Annotated in this window: 18 protein-coding genes and 3 tRNA genes; 8 read left to right on the top strand and 13 right to left on the bottom strand. The window is 68.1% G+C overall.

The window, feature by feature from the left end; translation table 11 throughout:
- Positions 1-12: 12 nt before the first annotated feature.
- Complete coding sequence (locus tag NNL39_RS04275) at positions 13-1,269, top strand: hypothetical protein (RefSeq protein ID WP_255160458.1); 1,257 nt, start codon at positions 13-15, stop codon at positions 1,267-1,269.
- Positions 1,270-1,273: 4 nt separating this feature from the next.
- Here the strand turns inward: NNL39_RS04275 and NNL39_RS04270 are convergent, their stop codons facing one another.
- Both NNL39_RS04270 and NNL39_RS04265 read right to left on the bottom strand, forming a co-directional pair.
- Positions 1,274-1,420: a hypothetical protein gene (locus NNL39_RS04270; RefSeq protein WP_255160457.1), complete on the bottom strand. Its 147-nt coding sequence runs from the start codon at positions 1,418-1,420 to the stop codon at positions 1,274-1,276.
- 110 nt (positions 1,421-1,530) lie between these two features.
- Entirely contained in the window at positions 1,531-1,791 is a 261-nt protein-coding gene (locus tag NNL39_RS04265; RefSeq protein WP_255160456.1) for a glutaredoxin family protein, read from the bottom strand.
- Between the two features lie 82 nt (positions 1,792-1,873).
- Between NNL39_RS04265 and NNL39_RS04260 the strand changes: the two genes are divergently transcribed.
- Entirely contained in the window at positions 1,874-2,986 is a 1,113-nt protein-coding gene (locus NNL39_RS04260) for a DUF998 domain-containing protein (protein ID WP_255160455.1), read from the top strand.
- On the top strand, positions 2,983-3,417 hold the full coding sequence (locus NNL39_RS04255) for a rhodanese-like domain-containing protein (RefSeq protein WP_255160454.1): 435 nt from the start codon (positions 2,983-2,985) through the stop codon (positions 3,415-3,417). The genes NNL39_RS04260 and NNL39_RS04255 overlap by 4 nt, the downstream gene beginning before the upstream one ends.
- A gap of 9 nt (positions 3,418-3,426) precedes the next feature.
- On the opposite strand, the gene NNL39_RS04250 is transcribed toward NNL39_RS04255, so the two are convergent.
- Positions 3,427-4,257 (bottom strand): DUF554 domain-containing protein, encoded by an 831-nt coding sequence (locus NNL39_RS04250; protein WP_255160453.1) that lies wholly within the window; start codon positions 4,255-4,257, stop codon positions 3,427-3,429.
- A 49-nt stretch (positions 4,258-4,306) separates the two neighbouring features.
- Positions 4,307-5,206: a hypothetical protein gene (locus NNL39_RS04245; protein ID WP_255160452.1), complete on the bottom strand. Its 900-nt coding sequence runs from the start codon at positions 5,204-5,206 to the stop codon at positions 4,307-4,309.
- 104 nt (positions 5,207-5,310) lie between these two features.
- Here NNL39_RS04245 and NNL39_RS04240 point away from each other — a divergent pair, with 104 nt between their 5' ends.
- Positions 5,311-5,670 (top strand): cupin domain-containing protein, encoded by a 360-nt coding sequence (locus NNL39_RS04240; protein WP_255160451.1) that lies wholly within the window; start codon positions 5,311-5,313, stop codon positions 5,668-5,670.
- Between the two features lie 36 nt (positions 5,671-5,706).
- Here NNL39_RS04240 and NNL39_RS04235 read toward each other — a convergent pair whose 3' ends face one another.
- Together NNL39_RS04235 and NNL39_RS04230 are read right to left on the bottom strand one after the other, a co-directional pair.
- Positions 5,707-6,165, bottom strand: coding sequence for an iron chaperone (locus NNL39_RS04235; protein WP_255160450.1), 459 nt, complete (start codon positions 6,163-6,165; stop codon positions 5,707-5,709).
- Positions 6,166-6,213: 48 nt separating this feature from the next.
- A complete protein-coding gene (locus NNL39_RS04230; protein ID WP_255160449.1) occupies positions 6,214-7,464 on the bottom strand; it encodes a DNA cytosine methyltransferase in 1,251 nt (416 codons plus the stop codon).
- A 186-nt stretch (positions 7,465-7,650) separates the two neighbouring features.
- Here NNL39_RS04230 and NNL39_RS04225 point away from each other — a divergent pair, with 186 nt between their 5' ends.
- Positions 7,651-8,406 (top strand): HNH endonuclease, encoded by a 756-nt coding sequence (locus NNL39_RS04225; protein ID WP_255160448.1) that lies wholly within the window; start codon positions 7,651-7,653, stop codon positions 8,404-8,406.
- Here the strand turns inward: NNL39_RS04225 and NNL39_RS04220 are convergent.
- The 6 genes from NNL39_RS04220 to NNL39_RS04195 form a co-directional block, all read right to left on the bottom strand.
- On the bottom strand, positions 8,403-8,735 hold the full coding sequence (locus tag NNL39_RS04220; RefSeq protein ID WP_255160447.1) for a hypothetical protein: 333 nt from the start codon (positions 8,733-8,735) through the stop codon (positions 8,403-8,405). The genes NNL39_RS04225 and NNL39_RS04220 overlap by 4 nt on opposite strands.
- Positions 8,736-8,781: 46 nt before the next feature.
- Positions 8,782-9,303 carry a hypothetical protein gene (locus NNL39_RS04215; RefSeq protein ID WP_255160446.1) on the bottom strand — a complete coding sequence of 174 codons (522 nt, stop codon included), beginning with the start codon at positions 9,301-9,303 and terminating at the stop codon, positions 8,782-8,784.
- A 202-nt stretch (positions 9,304-9,505) separates the two neighbouring features.
- The gene (gene katG, locus NNL39_RS04210) at positions 9,506-11,677 is read right to left on the bottom strand and encodes a catalase/peroxidase HPI (RefSeq protein ID WP_255160445.1); all 2,172 of its coding nucleotides are present in this window, start codon (positions 11,675-11,677) and stop codon (positions 9,506-9,508) included.
- 106 nt (positions 11,678-11,783) lie between these two features.
- Positions 11,784-11,859: transfer RNA gene (locus NNL39_RS04205), tRNA-Phe, on the bottom strand.
- Between the two features lie 59 nt (positions 11,860-11,918).
- Positions 11,919-11,995 (bottom strand) — tRNA-Asp (locus NNL39_RS04200).
- A gap of 29 nt (positions 11,996-12,024) precedes the next feature.
- Positions 12,025-12,100 (bottom strand) — tRNA-Glu (locus NNL39_RS04195).
- A gap of 329 nt (positions 12,101-12,429) precedes the next feature.
- On the opposite strand from NNL39_RS04195, the gene NNL39_RS04190 reads away from it, so the two are divergent.
- Together NNL39_RS04190 and NNL39_RS04185 are read left to right on the top strand one after the other, a co-directional pair.
- A complete protein-coding gene (locus tag NNL39_RS04190) occupies positions 12,430-13,686 on the top strand; it encodes a M23 family metallopeptidase (protein WP_255160444.1) in 1,257 nt (418 codons plus the stop codon).
- 9 nt (positions 13,687-13,695) lie between these two features.
- Positions 13,696-15,078: a C40 family peptidase gene (locus NNL39_RS04185; RefSeq protein ID WP_255160443.1), complete on the top strand. Its 1,383-nt coding sequence runs from the start codon at positions 13,696-13,698 to the stop codon at positions 15,076-15,078.
- A gap of 12 nt (positions 15,079-15,090) precedes the next feature.
- Here NNL39_RS04185 and ppa read toward each other — a convergent pair whose 3' ends face one another.
- On the bottom strand, positions 15,091-15,582 hold the full coding sequence (gene ppa / locus NNL39_RS04180) for an inorganic diphosphatase (RefSeq protein WP_255160442.1): 492 nt from the start codon (positions 15,580-15,582) through the stop codon (positions 15,091-15,093).
- Between the two features lie 69 nt (positions 15,583-15,651).
- Here ppa and tilS point away from each other — a divergent pair, with 69 nt between their 5' ends.
- Positions 15,652-16,722: a tRNA lysidine(34) synthetase TilS gene (gene tilS / locus NNL39_RS04175; protein WP_255160441.1), complete on the top strand. Its 1,071-nt coding sequence runs from the start codon at positions 15,652-15,654 to the stop codon at positions 16,720-16,722.
- Position 16,723: the final 1 nt, after the last annotated feature.

The raw sequence follows: 16,723 nt of genomic DNA, 5'->3' as shown, positions 1-16,723 counted from the left end.
CCGAGGCCTGCTATGTCGCGTTCCGTCCGTGGTGTCGCCGCTTTCTCTCTCACCGCCGTCCTCGTGGGTGCGGGACTCGTCGCCGCGTCGCCGGCGGCCGCCTTCACGGCGCGCTCGCTGCCGCCGGGCGTCGACTTCGCGAACGTCGGAACGCTGGCCGACCCCGACTATCTCGTCGACATCGACTGCTCGCTCATTCCTGACGACGTCACCTACGACTACGACACGCAGTTCGACTACGCCGACCTGCCGATCCCTGCCGACGGGGTCGTGACGGTCTCGGTCCTGAACTGCGTCTCGGTGGAGCTCTACTCCAACAGCGACGACCCGCGAGTGACGCCGCAGTACACGCCGCTCGACGGCCCCGATGCCGGTGAGGCACAGGTGCTCGGCACCGACTGGGAGTCGGGCGACATCGACCCGCTCACCGCCACCGAGTACGAGGTCGGGCCCAACACCGAGTTCATCGTGCTCGACGGCGACGACCCCACCGGTTACTTCGTCATCGACGTCGAGCTCTTGGTCGATGTCGCCGACCCGCAGGGCGACCGTGTCGATGAGCTCGACCTCACCATTCCGGGCGACGCCGACGCCGACATGGTCGTGGCGGACGACCCGCAGTACTACGACGAGTTCGACGACCTCGAGCTCGGTGGTGTCACCGACTGCGGCATCACCGACGGCAACCATTTCTGGGCTTCGAGCGAGGTCGTCGTCGAGACGCGCGGCTTCTACAGCTTCCGAGTCTCTGACCTCGACCCCATCAGCAGCGACGTCGACTTCCGCCAGCCCGATCGGTACATGACCGACCCGTTCCTCGCGCTGTACAGCACCTTCGACCCCGCGAACGCGCACCTCGGCGTCGTCGGCTGCAACGACGACTCCGACCTCGACGACTACGGCGACTACTACCTGACGAGCAGCGGCACCGTCATGAGCGACCGCTACTCGCAGTTCACGGTCGAGCTTCAGCCGGGCACCTACACGCTCGTCCTCACGTCGTACGACGACGAGAGCGAGTTCGACGTCACGTCAGTGGCGGCCGCTGCCGCGACCCCCGGCGACGCCCTCGATGACACCAAGGGCGGGCTGGTGCCGGCGGCGTTCGGAGAAGACGAGACGGGCACGGTCGAGATCTGGTTCGAAGCGAGCAGCCTCGCGGCGACCGGTGCGAGCGAGGTCAATGGCGGGATGCTCGCCGCCGGTCTCGCCCTCATGACGCTCGGCGGTCTCGCCCTCACGACCCGACGCAGCGCACGCAGCGCCTAGCGCGCTACTTGTGGGTGGCGTTCGTCACCGCGTCGGAGTTCTGCGAGCGGCCGTTCGAGGCCTTCTTGTCGGCCTTCGCGACCCGCTTCTCTTTCAGCGTCTTCGCCGCCGCGGTCTTCGGGCTGTTCTTGCGTGCGGACTTCTCGCCCATGGGGCTCTCCTTACATTGGGGAGCCGGAACGGGCCCTTAAGCCGAGGGTACGCCGAGCACGGTGCTGATGCGCTCGGCTAGACGCCCAGCGCTGTGCTGATTGCGCTCGGCTAGAGGCCGAGCGCTGTGCGCACGGCGTCGTCGCTGGGCTCGACGAGGTGCGATCCGTCGGGGAAGACGACGACGGGAATGTTCATGCGGCCGCTGATGGCCTGCGCCTGCGCGGCGGCGTCGGCCGAGGCCTCCACGTCGACCTTGGTCCACTCGACGCCGAGGTCGTTGAGCAGGGCCTCGGTGCGGCGGCAGTCGCGGCACCAGTCGGCGCCGTACATCGTGATCGTGCCGGCGGCGGGAGCAAGTGAGTCGGTCATGTCTCAAGCCAACCACGGTCGTGCGTGAGTTCTTCCCGAACGGCCCCTGTCGAGCATCCACCGCCGTCTCTAGACTGACCGCATGAGCACCGCCGCCCCCGCGCCCACCGGCACCACCGCGCCTGTCCGCACCCCGCTCGACGTCGAGTCGGAGGCCTTCGCGGTCGCCCTCGCCGTCGGCGCCGTGACCCTCATCGTGGGCGGCGTGCTCTTCGCCGGCACGAACCCGCCGATCTGGGGCGGCGTCTCGCTCGGCGTCGCGAGCGCCGGGTCGATCCTCGTGGCGGGCGTGATCGTGGCCTACGTCGGCTACTGGCGCAGCCGAAGCGTGCTCGGTCAGCAGTGGCGGCTCGAGCTCGCGTCGTGGAAGTTCATCGTCGACGCCACCTCGGTGGCCTTCGTGCACGCCGTGCTCGCGGTGCTCGCGGCGATCGCGACGTTCCTGCTGCTGCAGCGCAGCTTCCAGGGCGTGACGCTGGATGCTCCCTTCACGACGATCGCCATGGCGACGGTCACGGCCCTCGGCGCGTACTGGATCTACCTCTCGGTCTCGTCGATCACGACCCCGAAGCTCTCGAGCCTGCTCGTGCTCTTCATGACGTTCGGCACGATCACGGCCATGGCGACCGCGAGCGACCCGGCCTGGTGGGAGTACCACTTCAGCCAGCTCGGCACCTTCGGCGACCGCTCGAGCAGCCTGTTCAACCTCACGCTCATCATCGCGGGCTTCCTCGTGACGACGTTCGCCCTCTACCTGCAGCGCGATCTGCAGCTGCTCGTCGACCGCGGCGTTCTGTCGCGGGCGAGCGCCCCGCGCACGGTGTCGATCATCTTCGTGATCATGGGCGTCATGCTGTCGTGCGTCGGCATCTTCCCGCTCACGGTCAGCATCCTGCTGCACAACCTCTCGGCCTCAGGCATGGCCGTCACGTTCCTCGTGCTGCTCTTCGCGTCTCCGTGGCTGCTGAAGGGACTGCCCGGGCGCTTCTTCCTCGTGAGCTTCGGCTTCGCGGCCGCGCTCATCGTGGGCGCGGTGCTCTTCTACCCGGTGCAGTACTGGAACCTCACGGCGTTCGAGCTCGTCGCCTTCGCGATCATCTTCGCGTGGATCGCCGTCTTCATCCGCTACATCAGCGCCTTCACCGAGCAGACGGCTCCGGATGCTGCGCCCGCGCCCGCGGTGGCCGCAGCATGACCGGCTCGGCGCTCGGCAGCTTCGACGACCCGGCCACCACGGCCGCGCACTACGCCGCGAAGCTCGCCGTCGAGACGGATGCCTCCGACGTGTGGGCCGCGCGCCAGGCCGGCGAGGTGTTCCACCTCGTCGACGTGCGCGGGCAGGCCGCCTGGGATCAGGGGCATGCGGCCGGGGCGCTGCACATCCCGCGGCAAGAGTTGGCTGCGCGCGTCGCCGAACTCGGCGAGGGCATCCCCGTCGTCGTCTACTGCTGGTCGCCCGGCTGCAACGGCGGCGCGAAGGGGGCGCTCGAGCTCGCGCGCCTCGGAGTTCCGGTGAAGGAGATGATCGGCGGCTTCGAGTACTGGGCGCGCGAGGGCTACCCGGTCGAGGATGCCCGGGGCGCGGTCGTGCGCCCGATCGACCCGCTCACCAACGTCGCGGGCTGACGTGCGCGACTAGTTGCCGAGCAGCGCCGCGATGCCGACGGTCAGCAGCGGCGCGACGATGAGCGCGGGCAGCATGTCGGCCACGGCGACCGCGCGCAGGTTGAGCAGGCGCAGGCCGACGCCGAGCAGCAGCACGCCGCCCGTCGCCGTGAGGGCCGCGATCGCCGCGCCCGACATGACCGAGCCGAGGGCGAAGGCCAGCACGGTCAGCAGCCCTTGCCAGATGCCGACGGGGATCGCCGAGAACGCAACACCCCAGCCGAGCGAGGCGGCGAAGGCGATCGAGGCGAAGCCGTCGAGCGTCGACTTGAGGGCCAGCTGGTCGATGCCCTGACCCGTGCCGTCTTGGAACGCTCCGAGAATCGCGAGGGGCCCGATCGCGAACACGAGCGACGCGTCGACGAAGCCGTTGATGAATTTCTCGCGGGGGCTGATCGCGAGGCGAGCATCCACGAGGCTGTCGGCTGTTTCTGATGCGCGCGTGGGCGCCGATTCGGCGACGGATGCTGCGCTGCGGCCGCGCCGCGTCAGCCGGTCTTGCAGCCAGCCCCCGAAGCCTTCGAGCCGGCGCTCGATGCCGGCGAGCGAGCCGACGATGCTGCCGATGAGCAAGGCGCCGATGACGACGAGGAAGGTGCCGCCGGCGCCGACCGCCCCGACGAAGTCGCTGTTGGTGAGCGAGACGAGGTTGAGGCCGCCGAGCACGATCGTGATGAGGCCGAGGGCATCGGTGACGACGCGGTTGGTGCGCTCGGGCAGGCGGTTGCCGATGAGCACGCCGATGGCGGCTCCGACGACGATCGTCGTGACATTGAGCAGGGTGCCGAGGCCGACGATCACTGGTCAAGGCTAATCGGGCGCGACCGTGCTGCTGCACGCGCGAGCATGCTCAGTCGCGCGGCGTGACGGTGCCGCGCCGGGCGCGGTGCAGGGTGAGCGCCCCGGCCAGCAGCAACGCGAGCGCGGCGACGGCGGCGGGCGGGCCGAGGGGTGACGGGCCGGTCGCGGCGAGCATCCCGCAGGCGACCGTGGCGGCGTCGCGCACGGTGACCGTCACCGCTGTCGGGTGCTCGCCGCCGAACTCGTCGGTGACGATGATCGGGATGCTCTGCTCGCCCGGCTCGGAGAGCGACCCCGCGATGCTGAAGGCGCCCCCGTCGCGCACCGGGCCGGCGTCGAGGGCGACGCCCGCGGGTGCCCCGGTGCCGAGGGCGGCCCCGCGCGCGTTCCAGGGCAGATTGAAGTCGTAGGTGAACGACCCGCTGAACGCGTCACCGGGGCATACCTCGATCGCCGCAGCCTGCACGGCGGTGACCGAGAACAGCGGGCTGCAGCCGGTGAGGGGGCACAGCTCGATGAACAGGCGCGCTTGGTAGTTGGCCGATCGATCGCTCTTGAGATAGACCATCAGCTCGTGGTTGGCCGGCTCGAGGTCGTCGACGAGCGTGCACGTCAGTTCGCCTTCGCCCGCGGCCGGAACGAACCGAGTGAACTCGCATTCGGCGGCGAAGCCGAACTCACGCGTCGACTTGCTGTTAGCCACCACGCCCAGACCCTCGGGATACGGCGGGAAGGTGAAGGGAACAGCGAAGTACGGTCGGCCGAGAGAGTCGCCCTGCGTCGGATCCATCCAGGCCGTGCCGACGGCGAAGGTCAGGTCGGTGACGGCTTCCGCCGCGGCGGGCTGGGTGTGGTCGGCGGGCGCAGCGATTGCGGCACCCGGCGCAGCGACGCTCAGCAGCACGCTGACGGCGAGAAGAACGCGAGCGCTTCTCGTTCTCGACCTCATGCCCCCAGTGTGCCGGATCGGGGCGGACTCGCCCAAGCCCCTGTCCGTCGGCCGGTCGCGATAGTGTCCCGTCACGACGTCCCGTGAACGAAAGGCAACCCCTCATGGCCATCGTGTGCCGCACCGGCTCGATCACCCGCGCTGACCAGACTCACACCCCGCTCGAGCTGCCGCTGGCCGACCCGCTCGGCGCCGACATCGCCACCACCTACCTCGAGGTGTTCTCCGGCACGGCGAGCTCGCTCGACGTCGGCATCTGGGAGACCGACCCGGGTCGCTCGCGGTGGGAGTTCACCGACAGCGGCGAGGTCATCTACGTGATCGCGGGCCGCATGACGGTGACCGAAGACGGCAAGGAGCCCCAGGACATCCAGCCCGGTGATCTGGTGATCTTCCCGATCGGATGGCAGGGCTTCTGGGAGGTCACCGAGCCGCTGAAGAAGGTCTACGTCATCTTCGAATAGGGGATGCGGCGCCGCGGTCGTCCGTCGGCCGTCGGCTCAGCCGACCGCGCGCGTGACCAGCTCGGTGATGCGCGTCTTCTCGGCCGGCCCGATCGTGGTGACCGCGAACGACGCCGGCCACATGGCGCCGTCGTCGAGCTGCGCGGTGTCGTTGAAGCCGAGCGTCGTGTAGCGGGTGTCGAACTTGCTGGCCGGCTGCACGAAGCACAGCACTTTGCCGTCGAGCGCGTAGGCAGGCATGCCGTACCAGGTGCGCGGCGCCAGCTGCGGAGCCGCCGCCATGATCACCTCGTGCAGCGTCGTGGCGAGCGCTCGGTCGCCCTCGTCAGGAAGCTTCGCGATCGCCTCGAGCAGGTCGTTGAGCTCGGCTTCGGCCTTCGCCGCGCCCTTGGCCCGCTTCGCCTGCGCGCGCAGCTCGGCCGCCCGCTCCTTCATCGCGGCGCGCTCGTCCGCGGTGAACCCGTCATTGCCGGTGGATGCTCTGCCCTCAGCCATGCGCCCCAGAGTAGACCTGGACAGGGTTGGACCTCTATGACAGCCGGGTCAGCTGACGCGGTTTCGGTGCTGGGCGATGTACTCGTTACGGGGGTGTGAAGACTCGCCCGTGAAGCCCTTGAAGTCTCCGAGCCTGTACATCGGGCCGTTCGCCGTCTGGAGTTCCTCGAGCTCGAAGTCCCGCGCCAGCACCGCCAGCTGTCGCTGCACCAACGACTCGGTCCCCACAGTCATGGCTGCTACGAGCCGTTCAAGGGATACGAAGTCAGCCGCGCGCGAGAGCTCTCGGTAGATCGGGTCGTGTAGATCGCTGACGAGCTCGGGAACCTGGTGGGGTGTCCCTTCATGCAACAGGGCGCTCTTGATCGCGCGTCCGACTGCTTCGGCAACCGGCGGCGGGAAGGCATTGCCGATCTGTCGGTATTGAGAAGTCTTTCGTCCGGTGAAGATCCAACCCGAGTCGGATCCCCATCCCTGCAGCCGAGCCACCATTGGGATTGTCAAGCGCGGCGCGCGGAGGGAGAAGTGCGGAGCGTCAGGCCCCGGGGCCTCCTCCGCTATTCCCTTTGCATCGACGCCGAGCTTGGACCAAGCAAGCTTCGCCCTCGTCGGGCCAAGGTCCGCCCCTCCGTGCTTCTTGCTTCCGCCGACGAGTGTGGGAGCAATACCGTTGGCGAAGGCGGCCCATTCCCGAGCGTGAGGCCAGCCGTTCTCCGCCATAAGGTCGCCGAGCGCTTCTCCCACGGTCAACCGTCGGGCCATTGGTTCCGGCCACCGGAAGTATGCGGCGTCTTTTGGCTTCATCGCGACAAGGACGAATCGCGGTCGAAGCTGGGGTAGGCCGAAGTCTGCCGACGTGAGCAACCGCCAGTCCCCGACGTAGCCGAACTCCGCCAACCTGTCGAGAACGTGCTGGCGGTAGGCCGCAAACCTCGGTGCAGCAAGACCGCGCACGTTCTCGAGCATCAGGGCACGTGGCTTCAAGATTCCCACTTGCTCAACCGCCCAAGCAAAGAGATCCCGTTCATCGGCGGAGCCGAGTTGCTTGCCTGCCATGGAGAACGGGGGGCAAGGTACGCCGCCGGCGAGAAGCGCAATCCCCTTGTACTCGGAGGGGTCCCAGACGGCTGGGTCCGCAACGTCGCCGACGGCAACACGCCAGTTCGAGTTTGCTTCCAAGGTCGCTGCCGCCTGTGCGTCGAGCTCGACTGCCAACGCATGATGGAAACCTGCGCGGTGGAGTCCGTAGGCCTGGCCACCGGCACCGGCGCAGATTTCGACCACTTCGAGGTGGCTCACAAGTCACTCTCCCACTCCTGAGACGCGAGGTCTCGTTGGTCCTATTGTGCTGCCACTTGCACCACTGACCCACTTCGTCGCCCACTGTGTTACGACGCTCATCCTTGGTTGGTGTGCGATTGTGGCAGGGCCAGGAGCGAGTCGAACCCGAGTTCGAATGTAGATGACCGCCCAGACAATTGAGTGATGATGCACCAGAATCCAATTGCGTCTCATGTTGATACCGAGGAGATTCCGTTGACTGTCGACCCGCTGCGCCAAAAGTCCTCCAAGGCGAGGGTCGCCGCATTCGTCGCGTCTGTCGGCGAGGGCAACAAGTTCTCGAAGCTTGAGATGTTGCATGCCGTGCCTGGGGTTGCCCAGGCCGACCGACGTATGCGCGACCTTCGTGAAATCGGCTGGACGATCGACAACTACAAGAACAACCCTTCCCTGAAGCCCGATGAGTATCTCGTGCGGACGATCGGTGTTCGCGTCGATCTGGGCGAAAAGCCGTCAGTGGCTGTCGGGCGGAAGGTGATCTCCGGCCCCAAACGCCGTCGGATCTTCGACCGTGATGGCAATACCTGTCAGGTCTGCTTTACCGCCGGCGGGAGTGAGTTTGCCGATGCACCGGGCAAGCTTGCGCGACTCACAATCGGTCACATCATCCCAGTTGCGCGCGGCGGTACCGATGACGACGAGAACCTTCGTACTGAGTGCCAGCGCTGCAACGAAGAGTCGCGCGACGCGACACTGAATCCCCCCGACAAGTACGAGGTCCTGAACAGGGTCCGGAACGTAGGAGGTCGCGCTGACAAGCTCGAGCTGTTCCAATGGATGCAACGCGGTAGTCGGCCCCTAACCGACAAAGAGAAGGTATTCACGGACTGGGCTCGACTGCCGATCTCTCAACGCATCGAGCTAATGGCGATCCTCTCCGAAGAGGTCGAACTCGACTAATCCACTCCAAGTTCCTTGAGCAACTCAGACTCGGTTTCTTCCAGACCCCATGCGCTTGCCTTCGCAAGCTCATAAAGCCTTTCCACCGTTTCGTCGATTTCGAACTGGTCCCAGACGATGGTTGGGCCACCAGTTACGTATCGGAGAACCTTGATCAGACGCTCATGACTCGGGATCTTTCTAGCGATTTCGAGTACGTAGGGGGCGTTGCCGTCATCGTCGCGAGACCGCACGAAGAAGACGAAACTCTCCGTTTCGGTCTGGTACTCGTCGTCAGACGCCTCAAATCGAGTCCATCGCTGGGACTTTGCTTCGGTGAGTTCAAGCATTCTCCCGATAGCAGATCGCAGCGCATCATTCGAAACCAAGCTCACCTCAAGGCCCCTTCCATGCGTTCAACTCAAGGTACTGCGCAGCAAGTTGCCCAGCTTCGGTGATCTTCTCCGAGGCCGTTCTTGTCAGGTCCTGCACAGGCTCACGTTTGTTCCTCGCAAGCGAGTCTTTCGCACGTCGCGCAGTAAGCGACGCGCTCTCCAGGGCGTCGGCGAGTCGCCGAGAAGCCTCGTCTTCAAGCTCACGGAGCAAGGCTGTGGATCGATCTGCTCGGTTTGCATAATCAAGCAGAGCAGCGCCAGTTGCATCTCGGTCCCTAATTCTGATCTGGTCGTCGACGCTTTCTTCAAGGGCATGTAGCGCGCCTACGAGTTCAGCCACCCGCCGCACCTGGAACGTCTCACGCAAGCTTTGCGTAGCCTGCGTGCCTTCCTTCACTGCTGAACGATTCGCCACAAGCGCGATGACGGTTGCGACGAACCCGAGGACGGTGAACAAGAGTTGCGCGGCTGAAAGGGCGTTTGACAGGGACCAGCCCCACCAAGTGTCCGGCAACTCCGCCATGAACCCGAAGGTACTTCGGCACTTCTATGTCGGCAAGGGGTTGTGGGGACTATCCGAAATCACACAACCCAAACATTCATGTGATCTCGCGCGGAAGGTAGCTGTTTTCAGCCAACCTGCTCCGACATGTCAGTCGACGGGAAGGGCCGGGGCCTCCGAAGAGACCCCGGCCCGAGCATCCTGCAGCCGGACGAAACAGCGGCTAGCTGGCCACCAGGTCGAAGCGGTCGGCGTTCATGACCTTCGTCCAGGCGGCGACGAAGTCGTGCACGAACTTCTCGCGACTGTCGTCTTGCGCGTACACCTCGGCGTACGAGCGCAGGATCGAGTTCGAGCCGAACACGAGGTCGGCGCGCGTGGCCGTGTGGCGCACCTGCCCGGTCGTGCGGTCGCGCAGGTTGTAGGCGTTGAAGCCGGCCGGCTCCCACACGTAGCCCAGGTCGGTCAGGGTGACGAAGAAGTCGTTCGTCAGCGCTCCGACGGTGTCGGTGAAGACGCCGTGGCTCGTACCGCCGAAGTTCGTGCCGAGCACGCGCATGCCGCCGATGAGGCAGGTCATTTCGACCGCCGTCAGGTTCATGAGGCTCGCGCGGTCGAGCATGAGCTCCTCGGCCGGCACCGTGTAGTCCTTCTTGAGGTAGTTGCGGAACGCGTCGTGAATCGGCTCGAGCGGAGCGAACGAGTCGACGTCGGTCCACTCCTGGCTCGCGTCACCGCGCCCCGGGTGGAACGGGATGCTCACCTCGACGCCCGCCTTGCGCGCAGCATCCTGAACCGCCAGATTGCCGCCCAGCACGATCAGGTCGGCCACGCTCACACCGGTCTCGGCCGACAGCGCCTCGTAGACGGCGAGCACGCGGTTCAGGCGCTCGGGCTCATTGGCGTGCCAGTCGCGCTGCGGCGCCAGGCGGATGCGGGCGCCGTTCGCGCCGCCCCGCTTGTCGGAGTCGCGGTAGGTGCGCGCGGAATCCCACGCCGTCATCACCAGGTCGGTCATCGACAGGCCGCTGCTCAGGATGCGCTGCGCAACGGCGGCCACGTCGTAGTCGGCCTTCCCGGCCGGCACCGGGTCTTGCCAGATGAGGTCCTCCGTCGGCGCGAGCGGCCCGACGTAGCGGTTGCGGGGGCCCATGTCGCGGTGGGTCAGCTTGAACCAGGCGCGCGCGAAGACCTCGCTGAAGTACTCGGGGTCGTTGTAGAAGCGCTCGGAGATCTCGCGGTAGATCGGGTCTTTGATCATGGCCATGTCGGCGTCGGTCATGATCGGGTTCTGGCGAGCGATGCCCTCCACGTCGAAGGGCTTGTCCTCCTCGGCGATCGCGACGGGCTCCCACTGCGGAGCACCCGCGGGGCTCTCGCGCAGCTCCCACTCGTGGCTGAAGAGCATCGTGAAGTAGCCGTTGTCCCACCGCGTGGGGTTCGAGGTCCAGGCGCCCTCGATGCCGCTCGTCATGGTGTCTTTGCCGATGCCGCGGCTCACGTGGTTGTTCCAGCCGAGGCCCTGCTCGGTGATGTCGGCGCCCTCGGGCTCGGGGCTCAGCGACTCGGCGCGGCCGTTGCCGTGCGTGCGGCCGACCGTGTGGCCGCCGGCGGTCAGAGCGACCGTCTCCTCGTCGTTCATGGCCATGCGGGCGAAGGTCTCGCGCACGTGCGCGGCGGTCTTCAGCGGGTCGGGCACGCCGTTGACGCCGGTGGGGTTCACGTAGATGAGGCCCATCTGCACGGCGGCAAGCGGGTTCTCCATGGTGCTGGGATTGTCGACGCTGCCGTAGCGCTCGTCGCTCGGGGCGAGCCACTCCTGCTCGCTGCCCCAGTAGGTGTCTTTCTCCGGGTGCCACAGGTCTTCGCGACCGAAGGCGAAGCCGTAGACCTTGTGGCCCATCGACTCGTACGAGAGCGTGCCGGCGAGGATCATCAGGTCGGCCCAGCTGATGCGGTTGCCGTACTTCTTCTTGATCGGCCAGAGCAGGCGCCGCGCCTTGTCGAGGTTGGCGTTGTCGGGCCACGAGTTGAGCGGAGCGAAACGCTGCGTGCCCGACCCGCCGCCGCCACGGCCGTCAGCGATGCGGTACGTGCCGGCCGAGTGCCAGGCCATGCGGATCATGAGGCCGCCGTAGTGGCCCCAGTCGGCCGGCCACCAGGGCTGGCTCGTGACGAGCAGCTCTTTGACGTCTTTGACGAGGGCGTCGACATCGAGCTTCTTCAGCTCTTCGCGGTAGTCGAAGTCGGCGCCGAGCGGGTTCGTCTTCGTGTCGTGCTGGGCGAGGATGTCGAGGTTGAGCCCCTTCGGCCACCACTCCTTGACCGAACCGTCCTTCGAGGTGTGGGCTCCGTGCACAACGGGGCAGGTTCCGGCAGCGGCGACGTCAGTCATGTGATCCTCTTTCTCTTGACGTCAAGGTTAACCGTCGCGAGGCGTGACAGCACCGTGAGCAGAGGTCGCCGACAAGGGCGCACGGCGATGAGAGAAGAGAGTTGTGTGGTGGCTCCGACGGGCGTCGATCCCGTGACCTCACGATTTTCAGTCGTGCGCTCTACCAACTGAGCTACAGAGCCGCAGGGCGATGATGCCCCACTACGGAACAAGCCCCCTCCGAAGAGAGGGCCCGTCGCCGTGGCGACCCTGACCGGACTTGAACCGGCGACCTCCGCCGTGACAGGGCGGCGCGCTAACCAACTGCGCTACAGGGCCAAACGTATTCAATTGTGTGGTGCTGCTGCTGGTGACCCCAACGGGATTCGAACCCGTGCTGCCGCCGTGAAAGGGCGGTGTCCTAGGCCACTAAACGATGGGGCCAGGTGGCGCGAGCCGCAGAGCAACCGAGGCACAAGCATACGGGTCGAGCCCCGGGAATGCCAAACCGGCGGCCGCCGGCGGGCGCGCGGGTTCGGCGACGATCCGACCCGCCTCCCGGGCGGGCGTGGCCGTGCGGGTTAGCGTCGCGGCAAGGATGCGGGCGCCCTGCCGACAGAGCGCCCTGTGACGCGTGCGGTGCGATGCCTGGCCGAACGCGGCATCCGTTGGTACTGTGGTCAATGGTGCTCGTGTGGAAGTTGTGACATAACGCACAAACACCGGTTCGGGGAGACATCATGCGGTCAGCAGAACGCTGGGGGAGCGCGACGATGACGGAGACGACGGCCATGCCGCCGGTCGTGACGGCACGGGATGCCGCCGACCGTCCGCGGCGCCGTCGCGCGAGCGCATTCATCGCTGCAATCGCGGCCGTGGCTCTGCTCGTGAGCGGTTCGATCGCCGTCACCGAGCATCCCGCTTCGGCCGTCGACTACCCGAGCTGGGATGACGTGCTCGACGCCCGCCGCGATGTGGCGCGGGCGCAGGCCAAGATCAAGGAGATTCGCGCGGCCATCGCCGCCATCACCGCCGAGGTCGAGCGCACCCAGGCCATCGCCCAGGAGAAGGGCGACATCTACTACGAGGCGCAGCTCGCCTTCGACGAGGCCGCCTTCACGGCCGACCAGCTGCAGGCCCAGGCCGACGAGGCACAGGCCCGCGCCGACGAGTCGCGCTCGCGCGCCGGCCAGTTCGTCGCCGAGCTCGCGCGATCGGGCGGCGGCGACCTCTCGGCCTCGCTCTTCACGAACCCCGGCAACGCCGACGAGCTGCTCTCGCGCTTGGGCTTCGCCAGCAAGATCACCGAGCAGGCCGAGGGCATCTACGCCGCGGCGCTGCAAGACCAGAACGCGGCGCAGTCGCTCACCGACCAGGCCAACGTCGCCAAGGAGATTCGCGACGAGCTGCGGCTCGAGGCGCAGGCCGCCTTCGAAGCGGCGCAGGTCGCGGCCGAGGCGGCGCAGAATGCCCTCATCGCGCAGCAGGAGAACCAGGCGCGGCTCGAAGCCCAGCTCGACGTGCTCATCAAGAACCGCGCGGCGACCGAGAAGGACTACCGCGCCGGCATCGCCGCGCAGTACGGCTCGGGCTCGAGCCTCGGCGCCGGGCAGATCAAGAACGGCTGGGCGGTGCCGACCAACGGCTACATCAGCTCGGGCTACGGCTACCGCGTGCACCCCATCAGCGGTGCGGTGCGGTTCCACGCCGGTGTCGACATCGCGAACGCGGCCGGCACGCCCATCTACGCGGCCGCGAGCGGCGTCGTCGAGTACGCCGGGTGGAACGGTGGGTACGGCAACTTCATCCGCATCAACCACGGCAACGGCCTCACCACCTCGTACGGGCACATTCAGAACGGCGGCATTCTCGTGCGGATGGGCCAAGAGATCGTCGTCGGTCAGAACATCGCCCGCATGGGCACGACCGGCAGCTCGACGGGCAACCACCTGCACTTCGAGGTGCGGCAGAACGGCGGCACCACCAACCCCGTGACGTACCTGCGCAATAAAGGTCTCGCGATTGGGTAGCCGGCTCTGATGCGACGCCCCGGGCGCCGCGTGATCGGAGCCGTCACCCTCGTGACGGCTCTGGTTCTCGCGCTCGGGGCCGCAGGCCTGCAGCGCCCGACCACCGCGCTCGCCGCACCGTCGGGCCCCTCGTGGGACGACGTGCAGGAAGCGAAGGGCGACGTCGAGGCCACCGAGATCGCCATCGCGCGCATTCTCGACACCGTCGCCGAGGTGAACGCCGAGTTCGAGCAGCTGCGCACGGCGGCGCTCATGGCCGGTGAAGAGCACCAGCAGGCCACGATCGCGCTCGACGAGGCCGAGACCACCATGCAGTCGGCCGACCGCCGCCGCGATGCAGCCCTCGAACGCGCGAGCGCCTCGGGGCAGCAGGCCGCCCAGCTCGCGGCCCTGCTCGCGCGGGCGGGCAGCGGCGACATCACGATGGCCCTCATCGTCAGCGGCGATGATGCGGATGACCTGCTCTACCGGCTCGGAACCATGAGCGCCCTCAGCGCGCGCACCGACGCCGTGCTGGCGCGGGCCCTGCGCGACCGCAACGTCGCCGACTCCCTCAGCGATCAGGCCGCGGTCGCGCGCGACGCCCACGCCGACGCGGTGGCCGAAGCCGAAGCCGTCTACGCCGCCGCCGCGGACGCCGCCCAGCAAGCCGAGGCGCAGGCCGCGCAGCAGCGCGCGCTGCTCGACGAGCTCTCGGTCAAGCTCGCCACCCTCACCGGCCGCTCGGCCGCCCTCGAGCGCGCCTACCTCGACTCGCTCGAGCATGCCGAACCGCCGTCGAACCCCGGGCCCGGCCAGCCGAGCCAGCCCTCGCCGAGCCCGAGCGCGCCTGCTCCCGGCCCGAGCCCCAGCACTCCCGCGCCCACGCCGAGCCAGCCGACCCCGCGGCCCAGCACGCCGGCGCCGGCGCCGTCGCCGAGCAGCCCGGCTCCGACACCCGCGCCGAGCCCCCCGGCTCCGACGCCGAGCCCGCCGCCTGCCGCATCCGGACCCACCCCGAAGCCGGCCATCGTCACCGCCGCGATCGCCTTCGCGAGGGCGCAGCTCGGCGAGCCCTACCAGTACGGGGCGAGCGGCCCGAACTCGTGGGACTGCTCAGGACTCACGATGATGGCCTACTCGGCGGGCGGGCTCGCGATCGGCGGGCACTCCGTCTCGGCGCAGTACAACCGGGCGGCCTCTCGCGGCCTGCTCGTGTCGTACAGCCAGGCGCTGCCGGGCGACCTCATCTTTTACAGCTACGGCGGCTCAGCATCCGGATCGAAATATCACGTCACCATCTACCTCGGTAACGGGCAGATGATCGAGGCGCCGTCGCCGGGCAAGCCCGTGCGCATCGTGCCGGTGCGCACGTACGACCGCATCCCGGTCGTCGCGCGGCCGAGCGGCTAGCGTCGCCCGCTGTTAGTGGGCGCCGGGCACGTAGGCGGCGATGCCGGCCTGCACGATCGCCTCGGCCTCGTCGGCGTCGCCCCAGCCCTCGGTCTTGACCCACTTGCCGGGCTCGAGGTCTTTGTAGTGCTCGAAGAAGTGCTCGATCTCTTTGCGGGTCTGCTCGGGAACATCCGAGATGTCCTGAATGTGCGCCCAGCGCGGGTCTTTCGCCGGCACGCAGATGACCTTGGCGTCGCTGCCGCCGTCGTCGGTCATGTTGAAGACGCCGACCGGGCGCACCTGCACGCCGACGCCCGGGAACAGCGGGAACTCGAGCAGCACGAGCGCGTCGACCGGGTCGCCGTCGAGGCCCAGCGTGTTCTCGAAGAAGCCGTAGTCGGTGGGGTACACGAAGGGCGTGAAGAGCACGCGGTCGAGAAAGACGCGACCCGTCTCGTGGTCGACCTCGTACTTGTTGCGGCTGCCGCGAGGAATCTCGATGACGACGGGATAGGCGCCCATGGGCGTGCTCCTTTGAAGAGGGGAGAGCGGAGAAAGACGGGTGCGCGAACGCGGCTCTAACCTTAGTGGATGCCCTCCGAGCCCGATCCGGACGCCCGACGGCCCCGGCTCACCCCCGCGGTCGCCGACACGCGTCGCGCGGTGCGCGAGTCGCTCGGCGACCTGCCGGCGGGCTCGCTCGCCCTCGTCGCCCTCAGCGGAGGCCCCGACTCGCTGGCGCTCGCCGCGGCCGCCGGGTTCGAAGCGCCCCGGCTCGGGCTGCGCGTCGGCGCGATGATCGTCGACCACGGTCTGCAGCCCGACTCCGGCGCGGTGGCCGAACGCGCAGCGCTGTCGGCACGGGCGCTCGGGCTCGACCCGATTCAGGTCGAGCGCGTGCGCGTCGAGCAGTTCGGCGGCGCCACCCCGGTCGGCGGTGACGAGCACATCAGAGCAACCGGCGGCGCGGGCGGGCCCGAGGGCGCAGCGCGCGAGGCCCGGTACGCCGCGCTCGAGGTCGCGGCCGTCGAGCACAATGCCGCGGCCGTGCTGCTCGGGCACTCGCTCGACGACCAGGCCGAGACCGTGCTGCTGGGGCTCGCGCGCGGCAGCGGCACGCTCAGCATCGCGGGCATGGCCGCCGTCGCGGGGCTGTACCGCCGACCGCTGCTCGGGCTGCGCCGAGCCGTCCTTGCCCAGGCGTGCGCCGATCAGGGGCTCGAGCCGTGGACCGATCCGCACAACAGCGACGAGCGGTTCGCGCGCGTGCGGGTGCGGCGCAGCATCCTGCCCCTGCTCGAACGCGACCTCGATGCGGGCATCGTCGAGGCACTCGCCCGCACCGCCGCGATCGCCCGGGAGGACGCCGAGGCGCTCGACCACATGGTCGACGAGATCGCGGAAGAAGTCGTCGAGCTCGCCGAGGGCGGCTGCGCCGTGCCGGTCGCGTGGCTCGCCGCGAACCCTGCCGCGCTGCGGCACCGGCTCATCCGGCTCGTCGCGCGCGCCGAGTTCGGGGTCGCGCTGAGCCGCGTGCAGACCCTCGAGGTGGCCCGGCTCGTGACCGACTGGCACGGCCAGGGCCCGGTGCATCTGCCCAGCATTAGGGTGGAACGCGCAGCCGGGCTGATCGTGTTCGCCCTCGCCCCCGACCGAAGTTGAG

This window comes from Microcella humidisoli (genome assembly GCF_024362325.1).
GTDB lineage: Bacteria > Actinomycetota > Actinomycetes > Actinomycetales > Microbacteriaceae > Microcella > Microcella humidisoli.
The sequence above is the reverse complement of the archived record's forward strand: the minus strand, read 5'-3'. Positions and strand labels throughout refer to the sequence as shown.

What these genes read in the sequence shown, in the direction of transcription:
- NNL39_RS04275 (WP_255160458.1), top strand. Translation starts at nt 13, where the DNA reads ATGTCGCGTTCCGTCCGTGGTGTCGCCGCTTTCTCTCTCACCGCCGTC.
- NNL39_RS04270 (WP_255160457.1), bottom strand. Translation starts at nt 1,420, where the DNA reads ATGGGCGAGAAGTCCGCACGCAAGAACAGCCCGAAGACCGCGGCGGCG.
- NNL39_RS04265 (WP_255160456.1), bottom strand. Translation starts at nt 1,791, where the DNA reads ATGACCGACTCACTTGCTCCCGCCGCCGGCACGATCACGATGTACGGC.
- NNL39_RS04260 (WP_255160455.1), top strand. Translation starts at nt 1,874, where the DNA reads ATGAGCACCGCCGCCCCCGCGCCCACCGGCACCACCGCGCCTGTCCGC.
- NNL39_RS04255 (WP_255160454.1), top strand. Translation starts at nt 2,983, where the DNA reads ATGACCGGCTCGGCGCTCGGCAGCTTCGACGACCCGGCCACCACGGCC.
- NNL39_RS04245 (WP_255160452.1), bottom strand. Translation starts at nt 5,206, where the DNA reads ATGAGGTCGAGAACGAGAAGCGCTCGCGTTCTTCTCGCCGTCAGCGTG.
- NNL39_RS04240 (WP_255160451.1), top strand. Translation starts at nt 5,311, where the DNA reads ATGGCCATCGTGTGCCGCACCGGCTCGATCACCCGCGCTGACCAGACT.
- NNL39_RS04235 (WP_255160450.1), bottom strand. Translation starts at nt 6,165, where the DNA reads ATGGCTGAGGGCAGAGCATCCACCGGCAATGACGGGTTCACCGCGGAC.
- NNL39_RS04225 (WP_255160448.1), top strand. Translation starts at nt 7,651, where the DNA reads ATGATGCACCAGAATCCAATTGCGTCTCATGTTGATACCGAGGAGATT.
- NNL39_RS04220 (WP_255160447.1), bottom strand. Translation starts at nt 8,735, where the DNA reads ATGCTTGAACTCACCGAAGCAAAGTCCCAGCGATGGACTCGATTTGAG.
- NNL39_RS04215 (WP_255160446.1), bottom strand. Translation starts at nt 9,303, where the DNA reads ATGGCGGAGTTGCCGGACACTTGGTGGGGCTGGTCCCTGTCAAACGCC.
- katG (WP_255160445.1), bottom strand. Translation starts at nt 11,677, where the DNA reads ATGACTGACGTCGCCGCTGCCGGAACCTGCCCCGTTGTGCACGGAGCC.
- NNL39_RS04190 (WP_255160444.1), top strand. Translation starts at nt 12,430, where the DNA reads ATGACGGAGACGACGGCCATGCCGCCGGTCGTGACGGCACGGGATGCC.
- NNL39_RS04185 (WP_255160443.1), top strand. Translation starts at nt 13,696, where the DNA reads ATGCGACGCCCCGGGCGCCGCGTGATCGGAGCCGTCACCCTCGTGACG.
- ppa (WP_255160442.1), bottom strand. Translation starts at nt 15,582, where the DNA reads ATGGGCGCCTATCCCGTCGTCATCGAGATTCCTCGCGGCAGCCGCAAC.
- tilS (WP_255160441.1), top strand. Translation starts at nt 15,652, where the DNA reads ATGCCCTCCGAGCCCGATCCGGACGCCCGACGGCCCCGGCTCACCCCC.